Source organism: Candidatus Chlamydia sanziniae, from assembly GCF_001653975.1.
In the GTDB taxonomy this organism is placed as follows: domain Bacteria; phylum Chlamydiota; class Chlamydiia; order Chlamydiales; family Chlamydiaceae; genus Chlamydia; species Chlamydia sanziniae.
Window position 1 is genome coordinate 93,433 of sequence record NZ_CP014639.1, and the last position, 26,128, is coordinate 119,560.

The window sequence follows — 26,128 nt, forward strand, 5'->3', positions numbered from 1 at the left end:
ATATGGAAAATAATATAAAAAAATAGTGACAAAGATTTTTTCTAATTTTACCATTAAACTATTTATTTCAAGATTAGGATAGTAAGAATTTGAAAAGGACACTATAAGGAAAGTTTCAAAAAATTTTATTTCTACCTACCTCAGACGTATACCGATAAAAAGGCTATTCCCCAATTCATGACACAGGGTATCGACTCTATACACATCCCCGAATGCAAAGAAAATTCCCTATATAAATATAGAGAATGTTCTTTCTTTTTAAGGGGGTCTGCACCGTGGCATCAAAACTTGATCGCTGTTCCTGTGTGTAAGTAATGTGTTGAAGTCGACGAAGATACAGATCCCTGATAATTGAAGAAAAAAGAGACGTGGGAGAAGAGCTGTGTTTCATGACTTCCCTTAAAGGCTAAAGCATGGCGAGCAGGAGCGGATGTTGAGGTGAGCCATGAGCCTCCACTTGCCAGTAGGACCACTCCAATCTTAGGGTTTTGTTGATAGACGATAGGTTGGTAAGCAATGACAATCCTCCACTTTGTGGGGAGGTGGAAGTGGGACTTCCATTGAGTCTGCATACCGATGGGCAAGGTGAGGTTATACAGAGGTCGATGTGTTGCGAAATGGCGAGGACGATTTCCGATTTCTGTGAAAGTAGACTGCGAAGCGCGGATCCCTATAGCTTGTACAAAAGGTGTTAAGAAGAGGCGTTGTGTAGCTCGCTGTGTGGGCAGAGTAAGAGAGAGCAGAGCTCCTAAAGTGTGGCTTCGACATCTGCCTTCTGAGGTTCCACTAGACGTGGGGTGAGAACTTTGTAAGTGATGGACACCATAGTTGTAGGCTAAGGCTGCTGAGGTAACCATGGCGTCATGAATCCAAGGCAGTTCTATACGCATAGCAGCTAAAGTAGTCTGGGACGCTGCCGTGTTGGAGTTATGATCTTCGTGAGTTTGACTAAACGTGTGTTCGAAGTTTAGCGAAATTTTATGGTTTAGAGCAGTTTGTGTTGAGGTTTCCAAGGCATATCCCGTAGCATCAATGCGGAATCCTGCAGCATGTGCTGTGCTGTTTTGATGGACAAAGAGGCCACAAGAGCCTCCTTGTCCTTGCATTTTCAGAGAAGAAGTCCATGGGATAGGAGTAAAAATGGTATCATAGTTTTTTAATCCTACCAGAGTAGTATAGAATGCTTGCCAGAGAGTGGCAGCAGCGAGTTCTCCTCGGTATTCTGGATTGGGAAGGTAACCCAAGGGCGTCCAATCGGTGTAAAGGTACCTGTGGAGTGTGTTTGCAGTTTCTGCAGATGTTGCGTCGGTTACTGTAATGACCTCTAGCCAATACGGAGACCACACACCTTGATACCCATAATGTTTTGTTGCATTTAATCCTTGGGGTTCAAAATTTGTCGTATCGATATGACGAGCTGTTACATCACAAAGATAAATTAAGGGGACGTTCTGCAATGGCTCAGAAAGATTGAGGCTGTCGTAAGGATCTTGATTATGTTCATTGAGGAGGGACAAGGGTCCCGAGAGAATGATTGTCGGGTTGGGATCCTCTGTAAAGGTACGTGTGGATCCGGAGACTGTTACAGCAGGATAAATCCAAAGTTTGGGAGCCTGTCCTTCTTGACGTAAAATAGAAGGAAGATTCAAGGCAAGGTTGTTAATAGTAAGCGAAGAATTTACAGTACTGTTATTTTTTGAATTGGTGGTAAGGACTCCTGCGTTTCCTAACCGTAAGGTCCCTCCTACTTGCTGCAATTGGTAAACAGCGAGTCCTGCACGATCTTCAATAGCAAGAACGCCATTGTTTAGAATGGCGGTGTTTTTTGAATACGTAAAGAAGTTTCTTTCTTGCGCAAACAATTCTTTAGGAACATGAATTGCAGAAAATAACACAGTACCTTGATGATGACTCTGTGGGTTGATTTGTAGAGGGTTGTCAGTTGAGTGTTCATGCTCTATAGGATCATAAAAGGCAATTGTACGCCCACGACTCGCTCCTAGAGTTAAAGAAACCCCTGCAGTGCAATGGATAGCATTTCTCCTACCAAACTGATCATCTTGGAATACATTGTTATTATTAAATACAATGTCACCCTGATCGGCAAAAAAAGATCCCATACCACGAGAATAGAACATGATTGCTCCACCCCAGTTTGCATAGTTATTGATAAAATAGACGGGTCCGCTATCGCGAATGGTGACATTTTGACTGTAGATGGCTCCGCCACTGCGACCCGCAGCATTGTTATTAAAAACAACAACACTTGGATTCTTCTCTATTGTTAGGTTTGTGCAATAAACAGCACCTCCTGAAGCATTCACAATAATGCTTGTTGAAGTACCTGCGCTTTCTCTAGTATCCGCCACACTTTCATAAAAAGCAGCATTGTCATTAAAGACAACAATGCCGCTATTGTTTTGGATGAAAAGATCTTTGGTATAGATACCTCCAGCATGCCTTCCTCGGTTGTTTATAAAGTAGATAGGAGAGGCATTTCCAGAAATTGTTGAGTTTGCCGAACACACAGCTCCCCCTTGTCCCTGATTTACAGTGTTGTGGAAGAAAAGTATAGGGGCAATATTATCCAGAAGATCCAATCTCCCTAGGGTATGAATAGCACCTCCTATATTTGTGGCAATATTATCCATAAAGTAAAGGGTTCCTTGGTTCTTCGAGATCTCTCCATTTGTATTACAGTAGATAGCTCCTCCCGTATTCGTATTGGTAAAAGAGGGCATGTTGAATGCTTGATTTCGAACGAACAGAATGTTTGCACTATTTTTTGTAATGACACATGCGGCTTCTGTGTATAATGCTCCCCCACGATTGCTTGTGGAGTTTTCAATTAAAAATACATTGTCTGTTGCATTTGTTAGTATGAAGTTTCTACAAACAAAACTACCTCCAGAGGTCATAGCATTATTACGAGCTATTATAGAATTAAAATCTGAAAAAACAAAGTCATGGGTAGAGTCCCAAGTGTTACCAGTGAATGTATTTTTTACATACTGCTCTAGGGAGAATCCTACATCCTTGGCCAAAGGGAAATAGTGGGCAAACTCAGAAGAATTTATGGAAAAAACGTTTTGAGGTAGAGAAGTCAGATCAGCATACAAAAATGAAGAGGAGCTGAGCACTAGTGCAAATAATCGACAATACGACTGCACTCCAGATATTGTTCTTAAGACTCGCATGGATATTTTCACTTAGCCTTCACTAAATTATATTAAAATTTTAATCTCCACTTTCCTTGTAAGTCATGACTTAATGTAGAGGTAGAGGCCTCTCCCGAGTAATCTAAAGCTATACTAACATTAAGGAAAAGATCTGCGGTATGTTTTACTCTTAGTGCAAAGCCATGTCGAGCTACAGAAGCTGCAGGAGTAGACCATGAACCTCCACTTACCAGCAATGTTGTTTGTATTTTAGGGTTTTGACGGTAGACTGAGGGGAGGTAAGCCGCTTCTACTTCCCACCTCATAGGTAAATGAGTTGAGGACGATTCCAAATAAAAACGTGCCCCAACAGGAAGTAAGACATTTCTTAGAGGATGTTGCATAGCAAAGACTCGCTCTCCATCTCCTACCTCTTTAAACATAGCTTGTGTTGCATGGATAACGACTGCCCTAGCAAAAGGAGTGAGGTGGAGAGATTTCGTAATTGCTGTGGGTAAGAAAGTACAAGAGAATGCTGCCCCCAAAGTGTGGCTGTGAAATGCCCCTTGAGAGCTTTCTTTAAGTGTGATGTAATTGCTAGAAAGCTGATGAGAGCCGTGAGTATAGGCTAAAGAACAAGAAACCTCTATTTCATTCCATAAAGAACTTTCTAGTTGCATACTAGCAAAATAACTGTGTGAGGAAACTGTATTTTTTGTAGTATATTCCTTCATTTTTGAGAAGAACTGTGCAAAGCCTAACGACACCTTATTGTGCGCTGCTGTTGTTGCAGCACTTGTTACAGCGTAGCCTGTAGCCTGGCTATGAAATCCTTGTACATCTCCAGAGCTCTGCTGGTGAACAAAGAGTCTCAAGCCATGTCCCGAAGTTGCTACCGTATACTGTGCAGATTCAGGAGAGAGGATTCTCATTCCTGCCAATGTTGTATAAGCAGACTGCCATAACGTATTAACAACAAGTTCCCCTCTTCGCATAGGATCAGGAAAATACGTAATCGGAGTCCAATCAGCATAAAGAACTCGGTGTTGTGTATTTACAGAAAGCGGAGAAGTTGGATTTGTTGTTGTTGTTGTCTCCATCCAATATGGAGACCAGAGACCTTGATACCCATAGTGTTGCCCCATATTTAAAGCAGTGATGTCCAACTCTGAAGTATCTATATGTTTTGCTGTCACATCCAAAATATAAAGAAGAGGAACTTGGTGCAAAGGCTGAGAAAGATCTAAACTATCATAGGGACTTGTATTGTCGCTATTTGTTACTGTTAAAGGGCCTGATACCGTAATGCTAGGATGATTGTCTTCTATATATGTCGGACTCAATTTCGCTCCAGACCTTGTAGGATAAATCCAAATTTTTGGAGGTTGAGCATTTTTTGCAAGAATCGAAGGTAGATTGATAGCAATGTTATTCAAAGTCAAAACACTCCCTATAGTCGACCATGTTTCTGATGTTGGGTTGGGTACCTCTGCTATCATACGTCCCATCGTAGAAATTACCGCACCATTGCCAAGACGCACTGTACCTCCCATCTGTGAGAATTGGTAAAGCACTAGCCCGGCCTTATCTTCAACGGCAAGAACACCGTGGTGGAGTTCTGAACGATTTCCTGAATAAGTAAAATAATTTTTATCCGCAGTCAAATTAAGATCCGTAGTCAAATTAAGATCCACAGTCTTTCCTGAGAATAATACCGTTCCTTGATGATGAGGCTCAGGGTTAAAAAGCCACGTCTCCCTAGTGGGGTGAACATGCTCTATAGGATCATACAAAATGACACTATAGCCAGCGCGTGCCCCTATCTGCAAATTTACATTCGGTGTGGTATGTATCGCATTTCTATAACTAGCTAATGTACCATTTGCAGTGAAATTGTAATTAAAAATAATATCTCCATAATCGGCAAAGAATACAAATTTTGAAGTACTATCTTCCCTAGTCGGCTGATTGATTATAGCTCCGCCCCAACGTGCCAGATTATTCGTGAAATATACAGGCCCATTCCCTTGAATGGTAAGTTGCTTGCAATTGAAAACACCTCCATTGCGATAACTGTGATTATTGTCGAAAATAAGCCCACGACGATTATTTTCTAGAATGCAAGAGAGACTCATTATCGCTCCTCCCCCTGGATTCCAACCTACTTCCCACACATTCCCAAATGCCGTGTTGTTGGCAAACTCGATGATTTCTTCATTGTCAGATATAACAAGATTTTCTTCGGCAAAGATAGCCCCTCCTTGACCTGCCGTATTATTAAGAATCACGATGGGTTGTTTATTCCCCGAGACAATCATAGACCCTGCAGTATAGACAGCGCCTCCTAAGCTTTTTGCAGCATTACACTGATTGCTATTGATGAGAATCGCCTTTGTGTTATTGAGAATTGTAAGATTGTTCGTAGTATAAATTGCTCCTCCCTTACTCAGAGCAAGGTTATTGGAGAAATTCCCTTTGCCTAAATTGTTAGAAATGGTGCACCCATCTGCATAGATAGCTCCGCCACTGCAAGTATTCGACGGATTGGAGACATTTTTTTGCGTGTAATTTCTAGCAAATGTGTAATTACGATTATTCGAAACAATACAGGCTTGAGCTGCGTAAATCGCCCCTCCCATATCAGCCGAAGCGTTTTGCTCAAAAAAGATATCCCCTACATTATTGGAGATATTGATGTTTCTACAAGCCAGGCCTCCTCCACTCAAAGAAGAGTAATAGGAGTTCACGCGATAAGACTCACGATATTCTGAAATTATAACATCGCGGGTAATGTCGTAGCGGGACCCTTGGGGAAGGGTTGGGGAATGTGTAGGATCAGAACCAGCATAGATTGCCAAAGAAAACGGGGAAAAAATTAAGGATGAAGTTTTAGATATATCATGAACAAACGAAGAATCATGAATCGTTTCACTTCCATAAAAAAGACAGTTGTATAGAAGAGGAAATAAAATCCCTAAATTACCAAATCGCATAGACAAGATATAAATGTAGAATCTAAGTGGTATCCGCATCGCATAGTCTATATTTTTTTTGTTGTCTAGGATTTTGATTAAGAGGTGGCTTATAGAAAAAATTTACAAAAAGAAATCACCAAGAATTTAGCAAGTAGCAACTTCGTTTGAAGATTCTGTGCTGAGGAAGATGAAATAGAGCATAAACAATCCAAAGAGAATCTTCCTAGTGAGGAGAGTATTCCTATACTCGTGGCTTTGAAGAAAGCTCCATAACTTAAGAAAATTCTTAGTTAAAAAAACGTTCAAACGCTGTGGAAATTCCCTTTCTCCATAGAGATCGAGGGGGATAGCTATTATTTACCCATCTAGGACAACTATCAAGTTTTGATGCCATACAAGTTTCATAAAGATAACGACGGTAATCTTAAACAAAGAATAAGGTAAATCACATCTTTTCCTTATTCTTTTCTTTATCTTAAACTTCTGACTCTTCTTCAGAAGAAGGAGCTGGGCCTTGCAGGATCATTGTAGTTGTTCCCAATTCCGATAAAACATCTATATAATCTGAAGGGGTAGAAGGAGGTGGGGAAGATAGAGGCGTCCTCATTATCTGGTCTCTTGCTGTTGTTGTTACCAGGGCAACTAATAATGCATAGGCTTCGGACAGGAATCCTTCGGGGATTTCAACTAGTGGAGACGGCAATGGTTGTGGGGGTTCCGCTATCCTAAAAACATAGGACCGGCTACCATCCTCGTGAGTATAAGTGCTAAAAAATGGATCCTCAGAAGGAGATATCGTAGGGAGAGTTGAATTAGAAGAACTTTCACTAGAAGATTGGCTTTTCTTTACGTTATCCAGATCTTCATATACGGGTTCGTCGTTTAGATCTTCGTATATAGATTCATCATCCATAGATTCCTCTTGCAAGCGAGAATTCCCATGATCGTCTGGGGTTGGCCTTACGAAGGGCTTCATTTCTTCATATACAGATGGTCCATCGGATCCATGCCATCGCAAGTGGGAATACCCTTGACTATCTACGATTGGATCCCTCTTTTGCTCAGTTTCTATGAATGAAATAGAACTGTGCTGCCATTCTTCAACCTGGTCTTCTTTAATCCAATACGCGCCTTCTCTATAATTAGAAGATTCCCTACTGAACCATTCACCTAGAGAAGACAAAAAATCGCGGTGTGTATGGGGTTCGTGGGGTCCCCCTATACCAGGAATCTCTGTTTTTGAAAATTCCTGAGAATTATCATTCCCTTCTAAATTTACATACCAAGTTGTTGAAGGATACGGCTCCCCACTCACGCTATCTGTATCGTGACTACAACAAGCAATACAACGACGCACTGCTTCAGCAGCTGCATGACGGGCAAGTCTCAGCCTAGCCATGAGATTTCTAAAGAAATTTATAATTAAATTTAAAAATCCCAGGATAAGACCTCTCACGCCAAGCCAGACCCTTTGTGTTTGGCTCAGAGGTGGTGCTGCACTTGCTTTAGGAACTTCGGAAGCTTGAGAACTGGAAGGCCTGCTGGGTCCCCCGGAGTCCTCCGGGCCTGCAAAACCTTCGGCGCCCTCAAGAAGGGAAGGACTCACTAATGATTCCTCGAAACTTTCTTCTGGTAAGACCAGAGGAGGAAAAAGCGCATTAATCATGTCAACAGAACTGTATAGAAATTCATCTACATCTTCTAGCTTAGAAACAGCACTTTCCCCCGCACTTAAAATAGAGTCGATATCTTCATCACTAAAAGCGGTTACATAACTCGTGAGCTCCATTTCACCCAAAGAGCCTATTATTTCTGTATCTAGCAGGACTTCTTGCGATTTACCCATGTCATCAGGTAGATAAACTTTTGCTATAACATCCGCTGTCTCACCTGTTTCTCCGCGGGATTCTTTAATTTGCTGTCGGGTAATCTCTATTAATTTCATCAGCTCAATTTGCTCTTCACTACTGTCGGCCATGTCAGAAAGCATCTTCTGTAACGAAGATAATCTACTTTCCAGATCAGAAGAAGATAGGGGCTCAACATCTGGAGGAGGCGGATCTGTAGGCAATGTCCATTGGTTAAATGTGTGCTTCAATTTGTTAAAAGCCCGCATTTTCTTGTTGAAAGCCCGCATTTTGGAATGAGACGCGCCTGCCTGTGATGAAAATGTGGAAGTACCTTCTAAAGGATCCGACTCTGTAGGACTTGTACGACCGGTTTCTTCTTCCTTTTCCTCTTCCCCTGATGTCTCTATCTCTGTTGTTCCTTGAGGTGTTTGTTTAGACTGCTCTGCGATTTCTTCTTTAAAAATTGTAGAAAACGAATGCCGCACTTCCGCAGCTTTGTTGCTTCCTTCTCCAGAAGACAAGTCCAATACTCTCTGTACTCCAGAACGAATACGATCAAAAATTCCTCCTGATCTTTTAGCCGCTAAAGAGTTTCCTTTTCCTTTCGAAATCCCGTGTGTTCCAAGTAGACCTGTTTCCTCCTCTAGCTGGGGATTATCTTCCCCCTCTGGATAAGGTACATCTTGTGTTCTTCTTGGTCCTCCTGGACCTATGCCTGATGCCATGTGACTTACTTCCTAAAATAAAAACAAATACAACACATAATTTATGCTTTTAAAAATAAAATTATTCAGAATCAAACTCAAAAGAGTTTTATCCTGAATAATTTTAATCTTCATTTTCCGATATTCTAAACATGCGTTCTGATAAACGCGCATTTAATTCCTCCATAAAACTGAGATTTACAATAGAAGAAACAGGGGGACTGGGATTTACAGGACTTTCAGGAGGAGTTGGAGTAGTGGGAGCAGTTGGAATAGCCGAGATAGTGGGAGCAGTTGGAGTAGCAGCAGGAAAAGATGCGGATTGTCCATGATACAAATACAGCGCGCTCCTAACTTGCTGGTCGAGAACTTGAACTAGTATCTCCTCTTGAAAAGCAGGAAAGTCATCACTAGAACCTAGTGACGAGCTCTCTAACATCTCCACATCCTCTTCAGGAATCACCATGTTCCCCTGGCTGTCAAAAGTTCCCATCTGCTGTCTTTCCAGCCAACTTTGAACTTTCTCCTTAGTAGATTGAGGTCTTTGTAATCCGGGGAGATTATCACCACCTCTTCGTGAGACAAAAAATCCCTGAGTTCGATTAAAAGTGCGTCTTATGCCCACGGCTACAGCATGACGTGCTGCTTGCAACTTCTCGAGCACCATGCTGAGAAATTTTTGAACTGCAGCAAGTACACTCAAGAAAAAATCTCTTACTTTCTGAGCGCGAGATTTGTGCACTCCACCTGAAGAAGACTGCGCTTCTTGAACATCTTGAGTAGCAGATTGTTGGGATTCACCGGTCTGAATAGCTGTGTATTCTACTGCTGTTTCTTGCCTAGGATGTACTTCAGAAGTTGACTGTAGATTCAGTTGCGCGTAGAGAACATCATCCCTATCATGGTCTGGCCCCCGAAAAGCTGAAAGTTGATCCGAAGCTTTCTCACCATCGAGTATCAGTTCTTCAAGTGCGTTGTCATTGACATCCTGAGGATCTGAGGTGATTGCATCTCTTAGCTCTTCGAGGCTCTGAGAGGAGTTATCTGAATGTTCAGTAAGCTGGAGATCTTTATCTGTTTTCTTTAGCCATTCGCGTACTAAGACCTGCTGGCTTGGGGGTAAGCTTTCTCCCTTATTCGGGTCCAATAGCTCATTAAAATTTTTTGTGCGTGTTTCCAACTCTGATAGTGAAAACCCACTCTGAGAACTGATATTACGAGGATGCTCTTCCAAGTGCGATCTTATCTCATCAATTCCACTTAACCGCACTCCATGTCGGACATATCCTGGAGGTATTGGCGACGAAATCGTAGGTGCTGCCACTCGTTCAAAGGTAAAGAAATTCTTTACGCTCTTCCAAATACGTGTGAATACGTTAGGACCCGAGGAAGAAGAGGTTCTCTGATCCTGATCTTCTGGAGTACGCATCTGTAGCTTGGAAAGCCGCTCTCTTGTCTCACCAAAAGACAACCCCGAAGTAGACTCCTCTTCTCCTTGATTTACCTCGATCACGTTATGTCCCCCTAAATTGTTCGAAGAACCACTCTCTACATCTTCAGCTTCCTGCCTACGTTTAGGAGGTAATCTTGGGGGTCCTCCGCCAGGACCGCTTACACCATGAATTCCCATAATTGCAATCACTCAATTTTTATTTAAAAAAAACCAATATTTTATATCTAAATTTTAAAACAAATAGAAAAAAATAAAATTAAAATAACAAATTATCTTATTAACAATACTAAACACATCGAAGAACAAAAATCTCTATCTAAAATCCTTTCTTCCCTCTTTATTTCTAGAAATTCAAAGGGACGCGGTAATGCCAAGTCTTTAAAAATGAAGGGAGAAGCACTTAGTATCTAAAGAAATTAGTTATTGAAGATACTATCGGCATCGATAACTTCTTCTGTCTCTTGGAATAGGCCGCTTTGACTAGTGGCCATGGCTTCAACAAGGATATCGGCAGCGATGGAGTCGAGTCCACCACTGGTAATGTTGTTAGGGTTATAGAGACATTCGCGACATTTGCGACGACGATTTCGTAATTTTATAAGTTCCTTATAAAGCCAATCGACGAGTTTTTGCATTAAGATTCCTCCGCCAATAGCGAGTGCTGCGCCACCAATAGTAAGTAACCCGGGGATAATCGGAGTAAAGACAGGCACTAAGGCGAGGAGCATAATTCCAACACCAACGCCGATGAGGATACCTCCAACAATCACACTGTTGCCCTCTTTGTGCATTTCGAAATTTCGAACTTCCTGACGGATGGCGGCATCAGTTTCCCTTACCTGCTTCTTATAGACTTTCTGCCAAGCATCGTTGAACTCTTTATCCGTATATGTAGATCCTGCGGCAGCTAAAAAATTGCGAACATAAGATTTATTTTTTGCTTCTTTCCATCGTAACCGGCTAATGCGCAGCCTTGTTTTTAGTTGGTACGCTGTATAGGCAAGTCCCGAGGATACCATAGGGAAAGTTGTAGAAGCAACTGCGGAACCTATCGTTGCCACTAATAATATTTGTAATGCTGTCAGTCCTCCGAATCCAGAAACCATCAAAGCTGCGACTCCTGCTAATAACAATAGTGTTGCTATTGCAAAGAAGATCTTTTGTTGCATGGTTAATGCTAATCTTTGTTCCACTTCTTCTGAAGAAATCCGCGATGTAGCATTTATTGCCTCGAGGTTTTCTTCTGGAATTTCTATTTCTATAGAAGCTTGGACATCCATGCTTGGTTCCTCTTCCTTGCTTTCTTTAACCTCGTTCACCCAATTCCACTCCTGATCGCGGATACTTTTTAGTGAGGTTCCTACGAAAAGTACTTGATTCTGTTGTGAGGTGAAGAAGGTACGCCATTTGCTTACACTACTGTGTAGTAAAGATTGAAGAATTGCCGTTATTCCTATGGAAATCAGAGGAGGGGCGAGAACGATAGCAATGACCGCGGGAATTCCTGCTAAGAATAAGGTTCCTGCAATTGCAAGAAGGACACCGAGGATGACTAAGCCAACGCCAATTAAGGTAACAGCTAGAGAAATGTAATGAAGTTTTTGCGCTTCTTTTAGAGTTTCTTCGAGAGTAAGGGCCTCACCACGAGCGACTTTCTCGGAACGAAAATACTTACTATAAAGATAATGGCTGAAACTCGCCAAGGCTGTTTGACTTCCTCGTGAGTAAGCACTAGATCCCACAGGACCTAGGAGATTCCCGTATCCTCCTGGAATAAAGGCGGCTCCTAGTTTTGCAGCCAATCCGAAGCCTGTGAAACCTATACCTATAGATATGGCGCTCTTCACACGACGATGTTCTTTCATTTTTGGAGAAATGAGATCACGAGCAATATAAACTAAACTCTTCATAACAGCAAAGCCTCCAATGCTAACTCCTGCAAAGGCAACACTTAATAAAATGCTTTGCGGCAGGCCAGGAGCTAGAATTGTCAAGGCAACGACAACAACGATGATGGCTACTGTGAGGACAATCAAACCAGCAAGGAGAGTGACGGAGTGGTTGAACATTCTTCCTTCCAACTCTGCAATGTACACTTGAGAGCGAGCAGTCGGAGCAAGTAGTAAACAAGTTTTATCTGCAGGTCCTGAAACTGACGGACTTGGAGTTTTAGGTACAGAATGATTATTATCGCTAGGATTTATTCGAAAAACTGGCATAAGAAAAAAAATAAAAACAGTTATTTCTATTATAAAATAGCTTTTCGATATCGACTAGAGAACAAAATCCTTAAGGAATTTAACAAAGATAATACAAGTTACTTAAAAAAGCTTAGAATATAGAATTGTTTAATAGAAGGTCACTCGGAAAATCAAAGTAGCAATTGGGGGAAGTTCTATATCAATACCCCAACCATGGTTAGGATTTTCACAGATTTTGGGAGGACGCCTGCCTTTTCCCGATCCCCCAAAATGTTGATCATCTGTATTGAACAACAATTCACAGCTGGCGAGATTGCAGCAATGGAATTCATAGGAAGGAAATGTTCCCCCACTCAAGTGGTGCACACAAAGGAGAGCACTTTTCCGTTCTCCTCTAGCGAAACGGTAATAGGCAATGACATTATTTTCTATATCCTGGAAGTCTACCCAAAGGAAGGAATCTCGAGTGCCATCTCCCAGCCATAGGTAGGGCTGCTGAAAATAGAAAGCATTCAATTCTGCAGCGCACTGCTGGAGCGCTTTATGCTCGGGATGTTTTAAAAGCTCCCAATCTAAGGCACGATCCGGGGTCCATTCATTCCATTGTCCGAACTCTCCCCCCATAAAGAGTAGTTTTACCCCTGGGAGACAAAGTTGATAGCTCAGCAGCAGCCGGAGGTGGGCGAAGCGTGTCCAAGAATCTCCAACCATCTTATTCATTAGGCTACCTTTTCCATGAACGACCTCATCATGTGAGAGGGGGAGAACAAAGCTTTCATCAAAGGCATACCACAAACTGAAGGTCAGATCTTTTTGGTGATATCTACGATAAATAGGGTCCTTAGTAAAATAGTGAAAGGTATCATGCATCCACCCTAAATTCCATTTATAATCGAATCCTAACCCTTGAGCTTCTGGGGTGTCTGTAACTCCAGGAAATGCTGTAGATTCCTCAGCAAATGTTAATACTCCGGGATACTCACGATGAACTACAGAGTTTAGATGTTTAAAAAATTCGATAGCTTCGAGATTTTCTCTACCTCCATGGATATTGGGGGACCACTCTCCGTTTTGACGTCCGTAATCACGGTAGAGCATGGAGGCAACAGCATCTACGCGTAGGCCGTCTATATGCATTTTGTCGAGCCAGAACAATGCGCTTCCCAATAAGAAGTTTGAGACTTCCTTACGGCCATAATTAAAAGTGTAGGTATGCCAATGAGGATGGAAAGGATTGCGATGTCCCATATATTCATAGAGAGAGTCCCCATCAAAAGAAGCTAAGGCAAAGCTATCTGTGGGGAAATGGCCAGGGACCCAGTCCAGGATAACCCCGAGATTGTGTCTGTGTAGGTAGTCTACGAAATACTGAAAATCCTCGGGAGGGCCGTAGCGAAACGTGGGTGCGTAATAACCCGTCACCTGATATCCCCAAGATTCATTTAAAGGGTGTTCCGTTATGGGGAGTAGTTCGATGTGGGTGTAGTGCATCTTCTTACAGTACTGAGCGAGCTGTTGCGCGCACTTGCGATAATTTAATGGGGTTCCATTTTCCCATTGCCAGGAACCAAGATGTATTTCGTAAATTGCCAAAGGACGTTCTCTTTGTTCTCTACGCTGTTTCATCCAAGTGTCATCACTCCAACGGTACCGATCACTATTCACGACGATAGCAGCGGCTTCGGGAGGAGAATCAAAACTTTTCCCATAGGGGTCTGTCTTAATGACAAGCTCTCCTGATACTGTGATTATCTCCCATTTGTATCGATTTCCTTCTTCAAGGCCGGGAACAAAGAGCTCCCAAACCCCCTCTATAGAGACTTTACGTAAGGGGTTGACAAGGCCGTGCCAGAAATTGAAATCTCCGATTACAGAGACCCTTTGTGCTCTTGGAGCCCAAACGGTAAAGAGCACACCGGGAATCCCCTCTACTTGCCAAGGAATGGCCCCCATATGTTCATAAATACGATAATGTGTCCCTTGAAGGAATAAAAAATTATCCATTTCACTCCAAAGGGGAGGAAAAGCATAAGGATCATGGGCTAGCAATCCATTTTGATGATAGATGCGGTAATCTTTGGAGGTGATTCCTTTAGGTACGGAGATAGAAAAGAGCCCAGAGTGATGAGGAATAGCCGCATGGTGTTTTCCTAAGAGTTCAATGGTAACATGGCAAGCGCCTGGGCGAAAAAGAACAATACGATCTTGGAGGGCATCTTCAGGTACGATACCTAAAAGCTCATGAGGATTACTTTGCTTTCCTGAGATGAGCAAAGTAAGATCTTGAGCATTGAACAGACGGTCAACCATAGAAGGGCGCTATCTATTTACAAAAACAATCCCATAGATAAGTTGTTCCTGCTTTTATCTCCACATTTTCTCCTAAAGCTATTTGTTTAAATCCCGAAAAACGCCTCCGGGTCCACTGGCGTAGGCGGGCAGTGCGCAAAGAAGAACAAAACTGCAGAAACAATGGTGTCGTATGATAAGCCTCTAAGCTCACTTGACGAATGGTCTTTTTTGTCCAGATCATGGACAAAGTCCCGATATTAGGGAGATGCACTCCTACTAAACGCCCGCAAGGAAATTCGGGAGGTAAAGCAGGAAGGATTTGTATGAACTTCCCTTGATAGGAAATGAAAATTTCTTGCAGCATGACAAAGCTATGAGCAAGAAGCGAAAAAGGCACTTCCAATTCGTGATTTGGGGTGATATCGGGGAGGATCCCCTGCCATTCTGTATCATAAAGGCGAGGAAGGAAACATTCTGAAAATCCTGACAGTACTAGGGAGAGTAGAGTTGGAACGATTTCTGTAATTTTTTTTTCACGAATTTTTTGATGTGCCCTAGCGAGCAGCCTTCCTGTTCCGTAGGTAGGGAGAGGATCTTCATGCTTTTCTTTAGGGACCATAGCGGCTAACCGCAGCCATAAAGGAAGCATTTCTTTGAGGTCCTGACGCTGCCGGATCTTTTGCCAATCAGCATGTTTATGCACACCGAGGGAAAGGAGAGGTACTGCTAAAGATGCTGAGGGGAGCTTTCCTTTTAAAGATGTGGTATATTCTCCTGAAGGAAGAAGGTAATATTTGTAGCACTCCGAGGTAATTGCCAATCCTCCGCGATGTAAATCCTGAAATACTACGAAACGCTTCAAAGGGCCCTGCATAACCACAGATTCTTTAGCGAGAAGCTCATGGGTTGAGGAGAAGAGGCTCCAACAACTAGGAAATACTCTTGCATAGAGTGTGGCGCCTGGGATGGGTAGGGCTTTACCAGGAATTCGGGTGTAAGGTTTGAAATATTGTGTTAGAGAAATCATAGACATTCTCCACATAGGCTTGCATTTCTGATAGTGTTAAGTCGTATAGAAACTAATGTGTTTATCTGGGTGTTGGGAAAGGCAGAGAAAAAGACCTTCTCAAAATATGGGGAATGCCCTACGGCCACACCGTCGTGGATTTGTTCAACGAGTACCTGGGTTATAGCGCCTAGGCGTTTGACCATTTCCTTATGGGCCACTTGCTTTGCCACTTCAGCAAGAAGCTTCTTACGTTCTGTTATGACCTTCTGCGTTACTTGGTGTTCGAAGCTTGCTGCTTTCGTTCGACGGCGAGAACTGTAGGGGAAAATATGCACTTTGATAAAGCCTATATCTTCGATTAGCCGCAAGGTATCTTCAAAATCCTGTTCACTTTCTCCTGGGAATCCTACAATCACATCTGTGGTAAAAGCATATTGAGAATCGTAGGTACGTAAGTCTTCCACACAGTTTAAAAAATCCTGGCGTGTATATTTGCGATTCATCCGTCTTAAGATACTATTCGATCCCGATTGAAGAACAAGGTGGGAGGAGGGACACGTATGCTCACAAGAAGTCAGTGCTCTGCGTAGCTCTTCAGTAACATCCTCTGGATCTATAGAGGAAATACGGATTCTTTCTATCCCCTGGATTTTATCTATCTCGTAGATGAGAGCAGCTAAGGAGATGTCTTTGTCGCAATAATCTCCCACGTTAATTCCCGTAATGACGACTTCGCGATAACCTCGTGAGATAAGACCTGAGATTTCCTCTAAAATTTCTTGTGCAGGCCGGGAGATGGAACGTCCTCGCAAATAGGGAATAATGCAGTAGGAGCAAAAAGAGTTGCACCCATCTTGAATCTTAATACAGGCTCGGGATTTTCCTTCAAAATTACGAATTTGGAATTCTGGAAGCATCTCGGTGTAGGGGAAAATTTTCTCTATAAGTCGAGACTTATCTTTATTTGGGATAATCAAGCATTGTCGTCCTAGGGAAGAGAAGAATTCCTTATCAGATTCTCCCAAACACCCTGTGATTACCAAACATGCATGTGGATTTTGCCGACAAAGTTGGCGTACAGTGTGGCGGCTTGCGCTTTCTGCAGCTCCCGTTACAGCACAAGTATTTACTATACATAAATCCACAGGCTTCTGAGGATCTAGGATCTCATGATATCCTAGAATAGTCAGTTGGTCTCTATACCCCTGGATCTCATATTGATTTACACGACATCCCAAACAGATAAGCTTAAAGGTGACTTCTGTTTTTCCAACCACCACATACTCCTGTTGTACCTAAAAAGATTGGCAATGCCCAGGCATTTTAAAATATCAACCTTTTTCTCACTAACAAAGATTCCTCTCAATGAAGAAAAGCTTGTAATCTTTTTTAAAAAAACGTTTATTTTCAGTTACTCGGGAGGATTTTCAGACAAGCCTTCGACAACAAAAGAATGAAATCTTTTTTGGAACTTCTTAGGAAGATAAGCTTCTACTAATAAATAATCTTCTTGATATCGGTGTGAGACAATCAAACCGGAGTCACAAAGCTCAGCGAATTTCCCATATTCTGTATAGGGAAAGTGGAGGGTAACCTCAGTATAATCTTCTTGGATGATATTCGTCATGGCAGCTAGAAGGCTCTGGATTCCTTCTCCTCTTTTCGCTGAAATAAGAACAGGACGTGAGGAAAGAAGTCGCAACTTGGAGGGGATCTTTCCTTCAGAAAGAACATCGATTTTATTTAGCACTGTAATGATCTTGGGATTATGAATGCCCAACTCTTCAAGAATGTCGTAGGTTGTTTGTACATGTTCCGAAGCTAAAGGATGGGAAACATCCACAATATGGAGGAGTACCTTTTCGTGTAAGGCGGCTTCTAAAGTACTTTTGAATGCTGCCACTAGGGTGTGGGGTAATTTTCGAATAAAACCTACAGTGTCGGTAATGAGGACACGACACCCTCCGGGAAGTCTACATCTTCGTGTTTTAGGATCTAGGGTAGCAAACAGCTTATCTTCAACGCAGGTATCTGCAGCAGTGAGTAAGTTTAACAGGGTACTCTTTCCTGAATTTGTATAACCGATCAAAGCGAACGTAGGGATTTCCTGTCGTTCTTTAGCTTTACGACGTTGTTCGCGCTGCCTGACAACAGCGTTGAGTTCCGTTGTCAGTTTGTGGATTTTCTCCCAAATCATCCTACGATCGAGTTCAATTTGCTTTTCTCCCTCACCTTTGACGAATCCTCCGCTTCCGCCTCCAGATTTCTGACGTGATAAGTGGCCCCACATTCTTTTTAAGCGGGGAAGGAGGTACCGCGCCTGTGCTAGCTCTACCTGAAGGCGCGCTTCTGCCGTTAGAGCACGGTTGGCAAAGATTTCCAAGATAAGCTCGGTTCTATCTAAGACGGCAATTTTCAGACGTTTTTCTAGATTGCGTTGCTGTGATGCGGTAATCTCATCATCTATCACTACAGTTCCTATGAAGGGAAAGGCTTTGAGGATCTCTTCGATTTCTACAAGTTTCCCTTCATTTATGTAGGTGGAAGCTATGGGTGTCTTCAAAATCCATGAGCGGGTTTTTATAACGGCAATCCCACAAGATTCTGCAAGAGAAACAAGTTCTTCCAAATGTTCTAGAACAATGCTGGGATCTGTTTTACTGCTGTAACAGGAGACTGCAAGAGCTTGGAAAGTATCTTGCTTTTCATGAGGTGAGGGAAGCTTTTCCTCTAGGGTATTGTTGTGATTCGGTATGTTCTTGCCCTTGTGTTTATCTTTTTTTATATTCTCCAAGAAACCTCCATGCCGTCATAAGCAAACACCACATGAGGATAATTCTCACGTTCCTCTTCTAAATTATGGCCTATATGAGTAATGATTAGGTGTTTGGCTCCCACATGTTCTGCGAAGGCTTCTGCTTGTGGGACAGTAAGGTGTGAGGGCAAGCGTCCACGAAAGACCTCAGGAAGTTCTTCTGTGCATGCCGAAAGTATCACAGTATCCACATTGTGCAGATAATTAAAAATCTCACGATCATAGCGAGCCAAATCCGTAAGGTAGGCGAGATTTCCAAAACGGTATCCTAGAACATGACAAGATTTTTGGTAATAAGAAAGATAAGTGTAAGGAAGGTCTCTGAAGATATCTTCGCCATACAGTTTATGTAAAATCTTAAATTCTAAAACAGCGGGAAGAGCTTCTTCCTTCGTGGCAGAGAGAACCAAATGTGCTTTTGACTTTTCTAAGTATCTATACGTACTTGCTGACAGGACTAGGGGTAAGGAATCCCGCGTTACAATATACCAGGCACGCAAATCATCAATCCCACCGATATGATCGTAATGAGGATGTGTCAGGAATACACCATCGAGCTTAGAAATTCCTGAGGTAAGCATCTGCTCTCGGAAATCTGGGCCTGTATCGATGATATAATTCTTGTCCTGATATTGAATGAGTACGGAGGGACGCCAACGTTGTACTTTCTTTCCTATACAGACAGAACACATACAAAAGGGCACGGGAATTCCTTCAGAGTTTCCTGTCCCCAGAAAAATCAATTTTCCTACCGCAACATCATGACCGCCATCTGTTTTCATAAGTTTGCCATTGCTTAATCGTAACAGAAATTGTAGCTGCCGGGAAAATTAAGAAAAAGGAGAAGCCGTCTTAGAAAAAAAAAGTATTAAAGTATTACTGTACTTCCTTCTATTTTAACGAAGCTTCTATAGGAATTCCTAACGAACAAGTCGGTGGGAAATCTGTGATTACTACGTAGTTATTAGAACCTTGCTGTATTTGACGTAGTTGACAATAGGTTTTGTATTCTTCAGCAAGTTTTACCCATTGTTTGATATGTTTTTTTCCCATGTAATTGAACAATTTTCCACATATACACAAAATTAGACCTATGCCTATAAGAATTGTTGGGAGTACCCAGACACTTAAGCCAACAATGATAGGACCAGCAACTATAATACTGAGAATGAGACCTGTAAGAATAAGAAGACCTCCCAACACGGCGCTAAGTATTGTAAAGATATCGAATTCCCTAACACGAGAACACAATTGCACCATTCTGTCTTGTAACTGATGGACCTGTTCATCTTGGGGTTCTAAAACCCACAGAGAGGTTATCGCACCGTGAATAACCAATCCTTTTATTCTATGTATTTTACAGCGCATTACCTTGATAATTTCAGAACACTCTCCTTTCCTATCAAGAACAGAGAGAGAAACCTCACAAGGATGAACTATTGCAGAACATAAGGTACAATAAAAATACCTATCCTTATAAATATCGTTATTCCCAGCTCCAGGATAACAAGGAAAAGAACCAAGCATAATTACTATCCTAAAAAATAAAACGACCTTGAGAACATATTATTATATAGAGATTTAGGAAAGTTGACCATCCTCAATCAACCTTGTAAATTCCCGCATTACAAAAGGCTGCATAAAAGGCCTATGCTTTTTGAACTTTTCGGGAGATTTGAAAAAAGATTTTATCGTACGCCTTTTTTCAGATGTACCTTAAGTTACTCGAATTTCCTTGCTTTATAGTGATTTTTCATAAATGTACAACTTGTCTTATAAAGGAAGTGTCCGAATTAACTTTGGATAAAGTTTCTCAAATCTTCATAAAACAGGAGATTTTCAAGTGGGGGCAATATATCTTCCCAAACCAATTTATTAAAGTTGAGCAAGCGGATTAATGTTTTAAGAGCTTTAAGAGAAAGTCCTTGCCGTGCCAAATGGAACAGTCTTTGCCTCCATAAAGAAACCGAGGAATTGTCATGTGGAATGTAGGGCATTTTCCCCTGTCTTATACGAGAGGAAAACCAACACAACAAGGCATCTACAGCTTGAAAGCAAAGATGGTAATCCTCTTGAGAATCCCTAGGGATTCTCCCGCCTCGGGTTAAATCAAGAACGTCTAACAAAACAACAAAATCATTCGTATGAAAGTGGAAAGACATGCCCCGGACAAACCGTTCCTTGGTTTCTAAAATCTTATTATAGTGGGAAATAAATTTCGTGAGAGCCTTCCAGGTAGTTCTCTCTATGAGATTGTTATGTATTAGTCGTTTCAGCGCTTTTATAGCAGCAGAAAATTGAATAAAGAGCTGTACCCATTTCTGATTCATTGTGGTATAGCATTCGGCACCCTCGGGAATGTGGTGCCCCCAATGCAATACCATGTCATAGACGAGTTCCATTCGCAGTCTACAGCATGCTAAAAACTTTTCAAGTTTCTCTACTTCGAAATTAATGCCTCGGGCAAGACAGTGGCCTGGATCTCGCTGTATTAAGTGTTTAAAATGCTGATATAAAAAATCTTTAATAAAATAAAAGTCACAGACATAACTCAAGAAAGAATCCTTTTGGAAAAGAATATCAGGATTTTCCAGAGAGAAAAGATGCTCCAGTGCTGCCCATGTCTCTGCAACAGGAGCCTGAGTTTCCATAAATTCATAGCAAAAAGTGTTATCTTCGCGGATCGAAAATTTCCCTTGCTTTGCGTATTTTAGAAGAGATGAATCTTCAGTGTCAAAAATACGCACATGATGAATGAGTACCAAGAGTTCTGGAGCGGGATAGCAAAGCTCCATAAGACGATATAACAGTTGTTCCCCCAACTTTTTATTTCTTTTGTTAATCGAGATAAAGCATATTTGAGATATTAATTGCCGGGCTATGTGCAACAGTATGTTGGTATATATACGCTTCTGTTTGAGGAGATCAAGGCAGGGTTGTAAGGAATTCAAACACATTATATTTGCTAAGGAGGCATGCGCGTCTAAGGTACCCTCCCTATGGTATACGGCAAGATCCTTGGAGAGGTAGCCACGCAAAAACACCTCGGCAAGTTCTCTTTTCCACACACTGTCCCCTAATATATCTTTTTCTTCTGTCCATTGCGGTTTCTCAAATTTTACTTCTAATTTTTTTAAAGAAAGCGCGTACATACTAGCAAGTATAGCTAAACTTAGGAGAAGAATACCTCCGCAGATACTAACAATTCCCACCCACAAGACAATGTGAGGGTAGAGCACTAGCACAGCTAGGAAAACTAGGCAACTTAAAATAGCAAAAATAACCGTAAAACAATCAGCAATCAAACGCTTACAAGCGAGTTTTCTGTTCACGATGTTCTGTTCTACTAAAACAGGATTCAATCGAGAGAGGAGGGGGGTAGCGGTTTGTATTACCATCGGAGATATGAGTCATAAAACATCCTAATAGGGAACATCATATAAAAATCTAAGAAAGCTGACCACCCTCAATAAAGTTCTTTAATTCTTCATAAATAACAGTTCCTTTAAACAAGGGAAGCACCTCTTTCCAAACGCTTTCTTCCATGTGGATCAGACGAATCAATGCTTTAACAGCTTCAAAAGAAAGTCCTTGCTGTGTCAAATGGAATAGTCTTTGCCTCCATAAAGAAACCGAGGAATTGTCATGTGGAATGTAGGGCATTTTCCCCTGTCTTATACGAGAGGAAAACCAACACAGCAAGGTATCGACAGCTTGAAAGCAAAGATAATAGTCCTCTTGTAAATCTTCAGGGATTTCTTCACTTCGGGTTAAATCAAGAACGTCTAACAAAACAACAAAATCATTCGTATGAAAGCGGAAAGACATGCTCTGAACAAACCGTTCCTTGGTTTTTAAAATCTTATTATAGTGGGAAATAAATTTCGCAAGAGCTTCCTTGGTTGTTTTCTTCATGAGGTTGTTACGTGATAAGCGTCCCAAAGCTTCTATAGCAGTAGAAAATTGAATAAAGAGCTGTACCCATTTCTGATTCATTGTGGTATAGCATTCGGCACCCTCGGGAATGTGGTGCCCCCAATGCAATACCATGTCATAGACGAGTTGTATTCGGGGTTCACAGTATTTTAAAAACTTTTCAACTTTATCTACTTGAAAGTCAATGTCTGAGGGAAAACAGCAGCTTAGATTCCGCTGTATTGAGTGTTTAATATAATGTCTAATATGCTGATAAAAAAAATGCTTTATAAAATAAAAGTCATAGACATAACTCAAGAAAGAATCCTTTTGGAAAAGAATATCAGGATTTTCCAGAGAGAAAAGACGCTCCAGTGCTGCCCATGTCTCTGCAACAGGAGCCTGAGTTTCCATAAATTCATAGCAAAAAGTGTTATCTTCGCGGATCGAAAATTTCCCTTGCTTTGCATATTTTAGAAGAGATGAAGCTTTGATATCGAAAACGCGTGCATTATGAATAAGTACCAAGAGTTCTGGAGCGGGGTAGGAAAGCTCCATAAGACGATAAAATAGTTGTTTCCCTAACTCCTTATCTTTTTTGACAGGGCCATAGTACATTTGACGTATTAACTGCCGGGCTATGTGCAACAGTATGTTGGTATATATATACTTCTGTTTGAGGAGATCAAAGCAAGGTTGTAAGGAATTCAAACGCACTATATTTGCTAAGGAAGCCTGCGCGTCTAAGGTGCCCTCCCTATGGTATACGGCAAGATCCTTGGAGAGGTAGCCACGCAAAAACACCTCGGCAAGTTCTCTTTTCCACACACTGTCCCCTAATATATCCTTTTCTTCCGTCCATTGCGGCTTCTTAAATTTTATTTCTAATTTCTTTAAAGAAAACGCGTACACACCAGTAAGTATAGCTAAATATAAAAGGAACATGCCGCCACAAATTTCCAAAATACTTGCCCACAAGACAACGTGAGCAAAAAACACTATCATGCTGGTAAATACTATTAAGCTAAAAATAAAAAGAAGTAGCGCAAGACTAGTCGTAATTACACGCTTATGAGCGAATTTTCTGTTCACGGTGTTCTGTTTTACTAAAACAGGATTCAATTGGGGGGGGGGGGGGGGACCCTTTACAAAAAAGGGATTTAATGGGGGGGGGGGGGGACCCTTGTATCATCATCGAAGATATGAGTCATAAAACATTCTAATAGAGAACATCATATAAAAACTCAAGAAAGCTGACCACCCTCAATAAAGTCCTTTAATTCTTCATAAATAACAGTTCCTTCAAACAAGGGAAGTGCCTCTTTCCAAATCGCCTCCCTAATATTAAGTAATCGAATGAGTGTCTTAGTCGCGGTAAAAGAAAATCGAACTTCTACTAATTCCCGTACCCATTGAATCCATTGACTAGCATTCCAAAATACAGAGTGTTTCGTGACAGCCTCTTTCTCCTGCTGTACTCTTGCAGCAAACCAGCACAATGCGCGATCTAAACCGTCTAAAGCAATAGTATAATTCATATCCTCTGTTTCTCCCTCAATTTGTAAGATATGGAGCATACTCACCCACCTCTCAAATACCTGTGCAATAGAAGTATAACTGCGGGGATTCATAAACTCCGTTATGGAAGCAAAAGTACGGCGATGATCTTCAAGAAGCTTTGTATAATTTTCTAGTACCCAGGGACAAGAATCTGCCAAGTCTGCAAACATAGAGCCATGAACAATTAACTGCTCCAAGGCTTGATTAGAAGAACTAAAATTCCCATAGCTTTCTGAGTATAGCTGTTCAACAGTAGCAGCACACTTCTCTCCATCAAGAAAGATATACCCCCAATCTAAGACTGAAGAAGAAATTTTCTCTATCTGGGCTTTATAGCAAGCTAAAAACATGTCAATACGTTGTACGTAGGCCTTAACATCCAAATCTTTTTCACTGCGCTGTTCTAAACTTTTAAAATGTTCATGTAAAAAAGCTGCAAAAAACTCAAAAGTGTGAATATAATTGAGAAATGCACCCCGACAAAAACGAATATCGGGATTCTTTAGAGCAAGAAGACGATCTAGCTGTTTTAATGCTTTTTTAGCAGATAAAGGTTCCTCAAGAAATTCATAGGAAAATGTTCCGTCTGTTTCGACGCAAAATTTCCCTTGTTTTGCATATTCCAAAATAGGTGAGCGTTTGGGATCAAAAGCACCTGCATAATATAGTAAAGAAATCATTTCTGGAGAAAAGTGTGCAAGCTCCACAAGACGATGGAATAGCTGGCTAATATGTTCTGGGCTTGTACGTTGCTGAAGTTTATCTTCAAGCTTATTCCATTGCCGAATCAAATGTAGAAGTATATTTGTAGAAATACGCTCTTTATTCAAGAGGGTAAAGCACGTTGCTATAGGGTCCAATTCCAAGATATTTTTGAGAGTCTGTATGCAATCTAAAGAATTGTCGGCATGATAGACTGCGAGCTTCTGAGCAAAATGTCCTTGTAAAAAGAGCTCCGTAAGTTCTTTTTTCCACACATTATCTCCTAGCACGTCTCTTTTTTCTGTCCATTGTGGATATTTAAGCTCGGGAACTTTTTTAAAAGAAAGCGCGTAGGCAGCGACGACACATGTTAAATATAAAAGAAGAAAACCTAAGAAAACTCCCACAATTCCTGCCCATAAAGCAATTTGGGGGAAAAACACTAGTACGCTAACAAATATTATAGCACTTAAAATAGCGAAAATAATTGTAAGGCAGTCCAGGATTAAGCTCTTCTGCTCTATCCTAGTCCATAGAGCACTAGGGACAGTTACAACAGGGTTTAATTTAGAGGGAGTGGGCTGTATCAGCATAAGGCACCTGTTATATAATATCTTGATATAAAACATATTACAAAGATTTAAGCAAATTAGCTACCCTCAATAATAATCTTACATATAGCGGGAGCCTCTCTTCCGCTAAATACCCCACCCTAAAAATCCACTGGAATAGAATTGAGTTATCTTTGTGTTCTGGAAGAGATACTTTTCTTTGTGCAATGCAGAAGAAAGGCACACTACCTACCGCGCAAGGCAGGTTTGAGCTTACCTAGGATTGTATGTTGTTATTGTAAATTTCTTCGAGGATAAATAATTAACTAATATCATTAACGTGTCAACACGGGCATAGGAAAATTCCACAGCTTGGTCACACAAGTGTGTGTATCAACGAGAATGTTTGCATTCGGGAAAATAACAACTATGAATAGGGTTGTGTCTTTTTTGTACAAAATTTTCCCCGGGCAATAAAATTACAAAATACCGATAAATCTATGACCATATTGGTGGGATAAATGCGTCGCAATAACTCAGGAGAAAAAAAAGAGAAGTTCCTTTAGACATTTTAGAAATTCGTTAGCCAAGCAAGGTTTTGTTGGTATGGATAAAGTCTTTGTTCTAAAGCCGAAAAGGCGCGGGGGTCACTCTAAGATCTCACTGTCTAATATTCGTAGGGTTGCCTTTGTATCCCAAGCTCCGTCTTACCACATACGACGGATGGAGTTCTTCAGGAAAAGATCTTCGCGTACAAACAATTCCATGAGTTTTCTACGCACTATCTTATCTCTCAGGACATTTTTCTTCTCTGTGCATAGAGAAACTCTTGCTGCCAAATTTAAGCGTATTGCTCAGAAAGCCACTCAAGTTGATTGTACACATTATATCTTTGGGTATAAAAATCGATATCCCGTGGGGTTTTTAAATAGAACATTATAGA

15 protein-coding genes are annotated in these 26,128 nt (G+C 41.3%); 1 reads left to right on the forward strand and 14 read right to left on the reverse strand.

All coding sequences use genetic code 11. From position 1 onward, the window contains the following. Nucleotides 1-281: 281 nt before the first annotated feature. The 14 genes from Cs308_RS00350 to Cs308_RS00415 all read right to left on the reverse strand — a co-directional run bounded on the left by Cs308_RS00350 (nt 282) and on the right by Cs308_RS00415 (nt 25,227). Nucleotides 282-3,197: a polymorphic outer membrane protein middle domain-containing protein gene (locus tag Cs308_RS00350; protein ID WP_066481273.1), complete on the reverse strand. Its 2,916-nt coding sequence runs from the start codon at nt 3,195-3,197 to the stop codon at nt 282-284. Between the two features lie 32 nt (nt 3,198-3,229). Further along, the gene (locus Cs308_RS00355; protein ID WP_066481276.1) at nt 3,230-6,151 is read right to left on the reverse strand and encodes a polymorphic outer membrane protein middle domain-containing protein; all 2,922 of its coding nucleotides are present in this window, start codon (nt 6,149-6,151) and stop codon (nt 3,230-3,232) included. Nucleotides 6,152-6,608: 457 nt separating this feature from the next. After that, the gene (locus Cs308_RS00360) at nt 6,609-8,708 is read right to left on the reverse strand and encodes a hypothetical protein (RefSeq protein WP_066481278.1); all 2,100 of its coding nucleotides are present in this window, start codon (nt 8,706-8,708) and stop codon (nt 6,609-6,611) included. A 103-nt stretch (nt 8,709-8,811) separates the two neighbouring features. After that, nucleotides 8,812-10,317, reverse strand: a complete 1,506-nt coding sequence (locus Cs308_RS00365; protein ID WP_156506719.1) for a hypothetical protein — start codon at nt 10,315-10,317, stop codon at nt 8,812-8,814. Nucleotides 10,318-10,556: 239 nt separating this feature from the next. Beyond that, complete coding sequence (locus Cs308_RS00370; protein WP_066481283.1) at nt 10,557-12,359, reverse strand: hypothetical protein; 1,803 nt, start codon at nt 12,357-12,359, stop codon at nt 10,557-10,559. A 129-nt stretch (nt 12,360-12,488) separates the two neighbouring features. Continuing rightward, the gene (gene glgB / locus Cs308_RS00375; RefSeq protein ID WP_066481285.1) at nt 12,489-14,651 is read right to left on the reverse strand and encodes a 1,4-alpha-glucan branching protein GlgB; all 2,163 of its coding nucleotides are present in this window, start codon (nt 14,649-14,651) and stop codon (nt 12,489-12,491) included. Between the two features lie 13 nt (nt 14,652-14,664). Next, nucleotides 14,665-15,660, reverse strand: a complete 996-nt coding sequence (locus Cs308_RS00380) for a hypothetical protein (RefSeq protein ID WP_066481287.1) — start codon at nt 15,658-15,660, stop codon at nt 14,665-14,667. Further along, nucleotides 15,657-16,922 carry a tRNA (N(6)-L-threonylcarbamoyladenosine(37)-C(2))-methylthiotransferase MtaB gene (gene mtaB, locus Cs308_RS00385; protein ID WP_066481289.1) on the reverse strand — a complete coding sequence of 422 codons (1,266 nt, stop codon included), beginning with the start codon at nt 16,920-16,922 and terminating at the stop codon, nt 15,657-15,659. The genes Cs308_RS00380 and mtaB overlap by 4 nt, the downstream gene beginning before the upstream one ends. A gap of 131 nt (nt 16,923-17,053) precedes the next feature. Further along, nucleotides 17,054-18,397, reverse strand: a complete 1,344-nt coding sequence (gene hflX / locus Cs308_RS00390) for a GTPase HflX (protein ID WP_420834802.1) — start codon at nt 18,395-18,397, stop codon at nt 17,054-17,056. 26 nt (nt 18,398-18,423) lie between these two features. Beyond that, a complete protein-coding gene (locus Cs308_RS00395) occupies nt 18,424-19,239 on the reverse strand; it encodes an MBL fold metallo-hydrolase (protein ID WP_066481295.1) in 816 nt (271 codons plus the stop codon). Nucleotides 19,240-19,348: 109 nt separating this feature from the next. Beyond that, nucleotides 19,349-19,984: a hypothetical protein gene (locus Cs308_RS00400; RefSeq protein WP_066481302.1), complete on the reverse strand. Its 636-nt coding sequence runs from the start codon at nt 19,982-19,984 to the stop codon at nt 19,349-19,351. Between the two features lie 266 nt (nt 19,985-20,250). Further along, nucleotides 20,251-21,855, reverse strand: coding sequence for a hypothetical protein (locus Cs308_RS00405; protein ID WP_066481304.1), 1,605 nt, complete (start codon nt 21,853-21,855; stop codon nt 20,251-20,253). 49 nt (nt 21,856-21,904) lie between these two features. Further along, nucleotides 21,905-23,377, reverse strand: coding sequence for a hypothetical protein (locus Cs308_RS00410; RefSeq protein ID WP_066481306.1), 1,473 nt, complete (start codon nt 23,375-23,377; stop codon nt 21,905-21,907). A 239-nt stretch (nt 23,378-23,616) separates the two neighbouring features. After that, nucleotides 23,617-25,227 carry a hypothetical protein gene (locus tag Cs308_RS00415; RefSeq protein ID WP_066481308.1) on the reverse strand — a complete coding sequence of 537 codons (1,611 nt, stop codon included), beginning with the start codon at nt 25,225-25,227 and terminating at the stop codon, nt 23,617-23,619. Between the two features lie 564 nt (nt 25,228-25,791). Between Cs308_RS00415 and Cs308_RS04995 the strand changes: the two genes are divergently transcribed. Beyond that, the gene (locus Cs308_RS04995; RefSeq protein WP_156506720.1) at nt 25,792-26,127 is read left to right on the forward strand and encodes a hypothetical protein; all 336 of its coding nucleotides are present in this window, start codon (nt 25,792-25,794) and stop codon (nt 26,125-26,127) included. Nucleotide 26,128 lies beyond the last annotated feature (1 nt).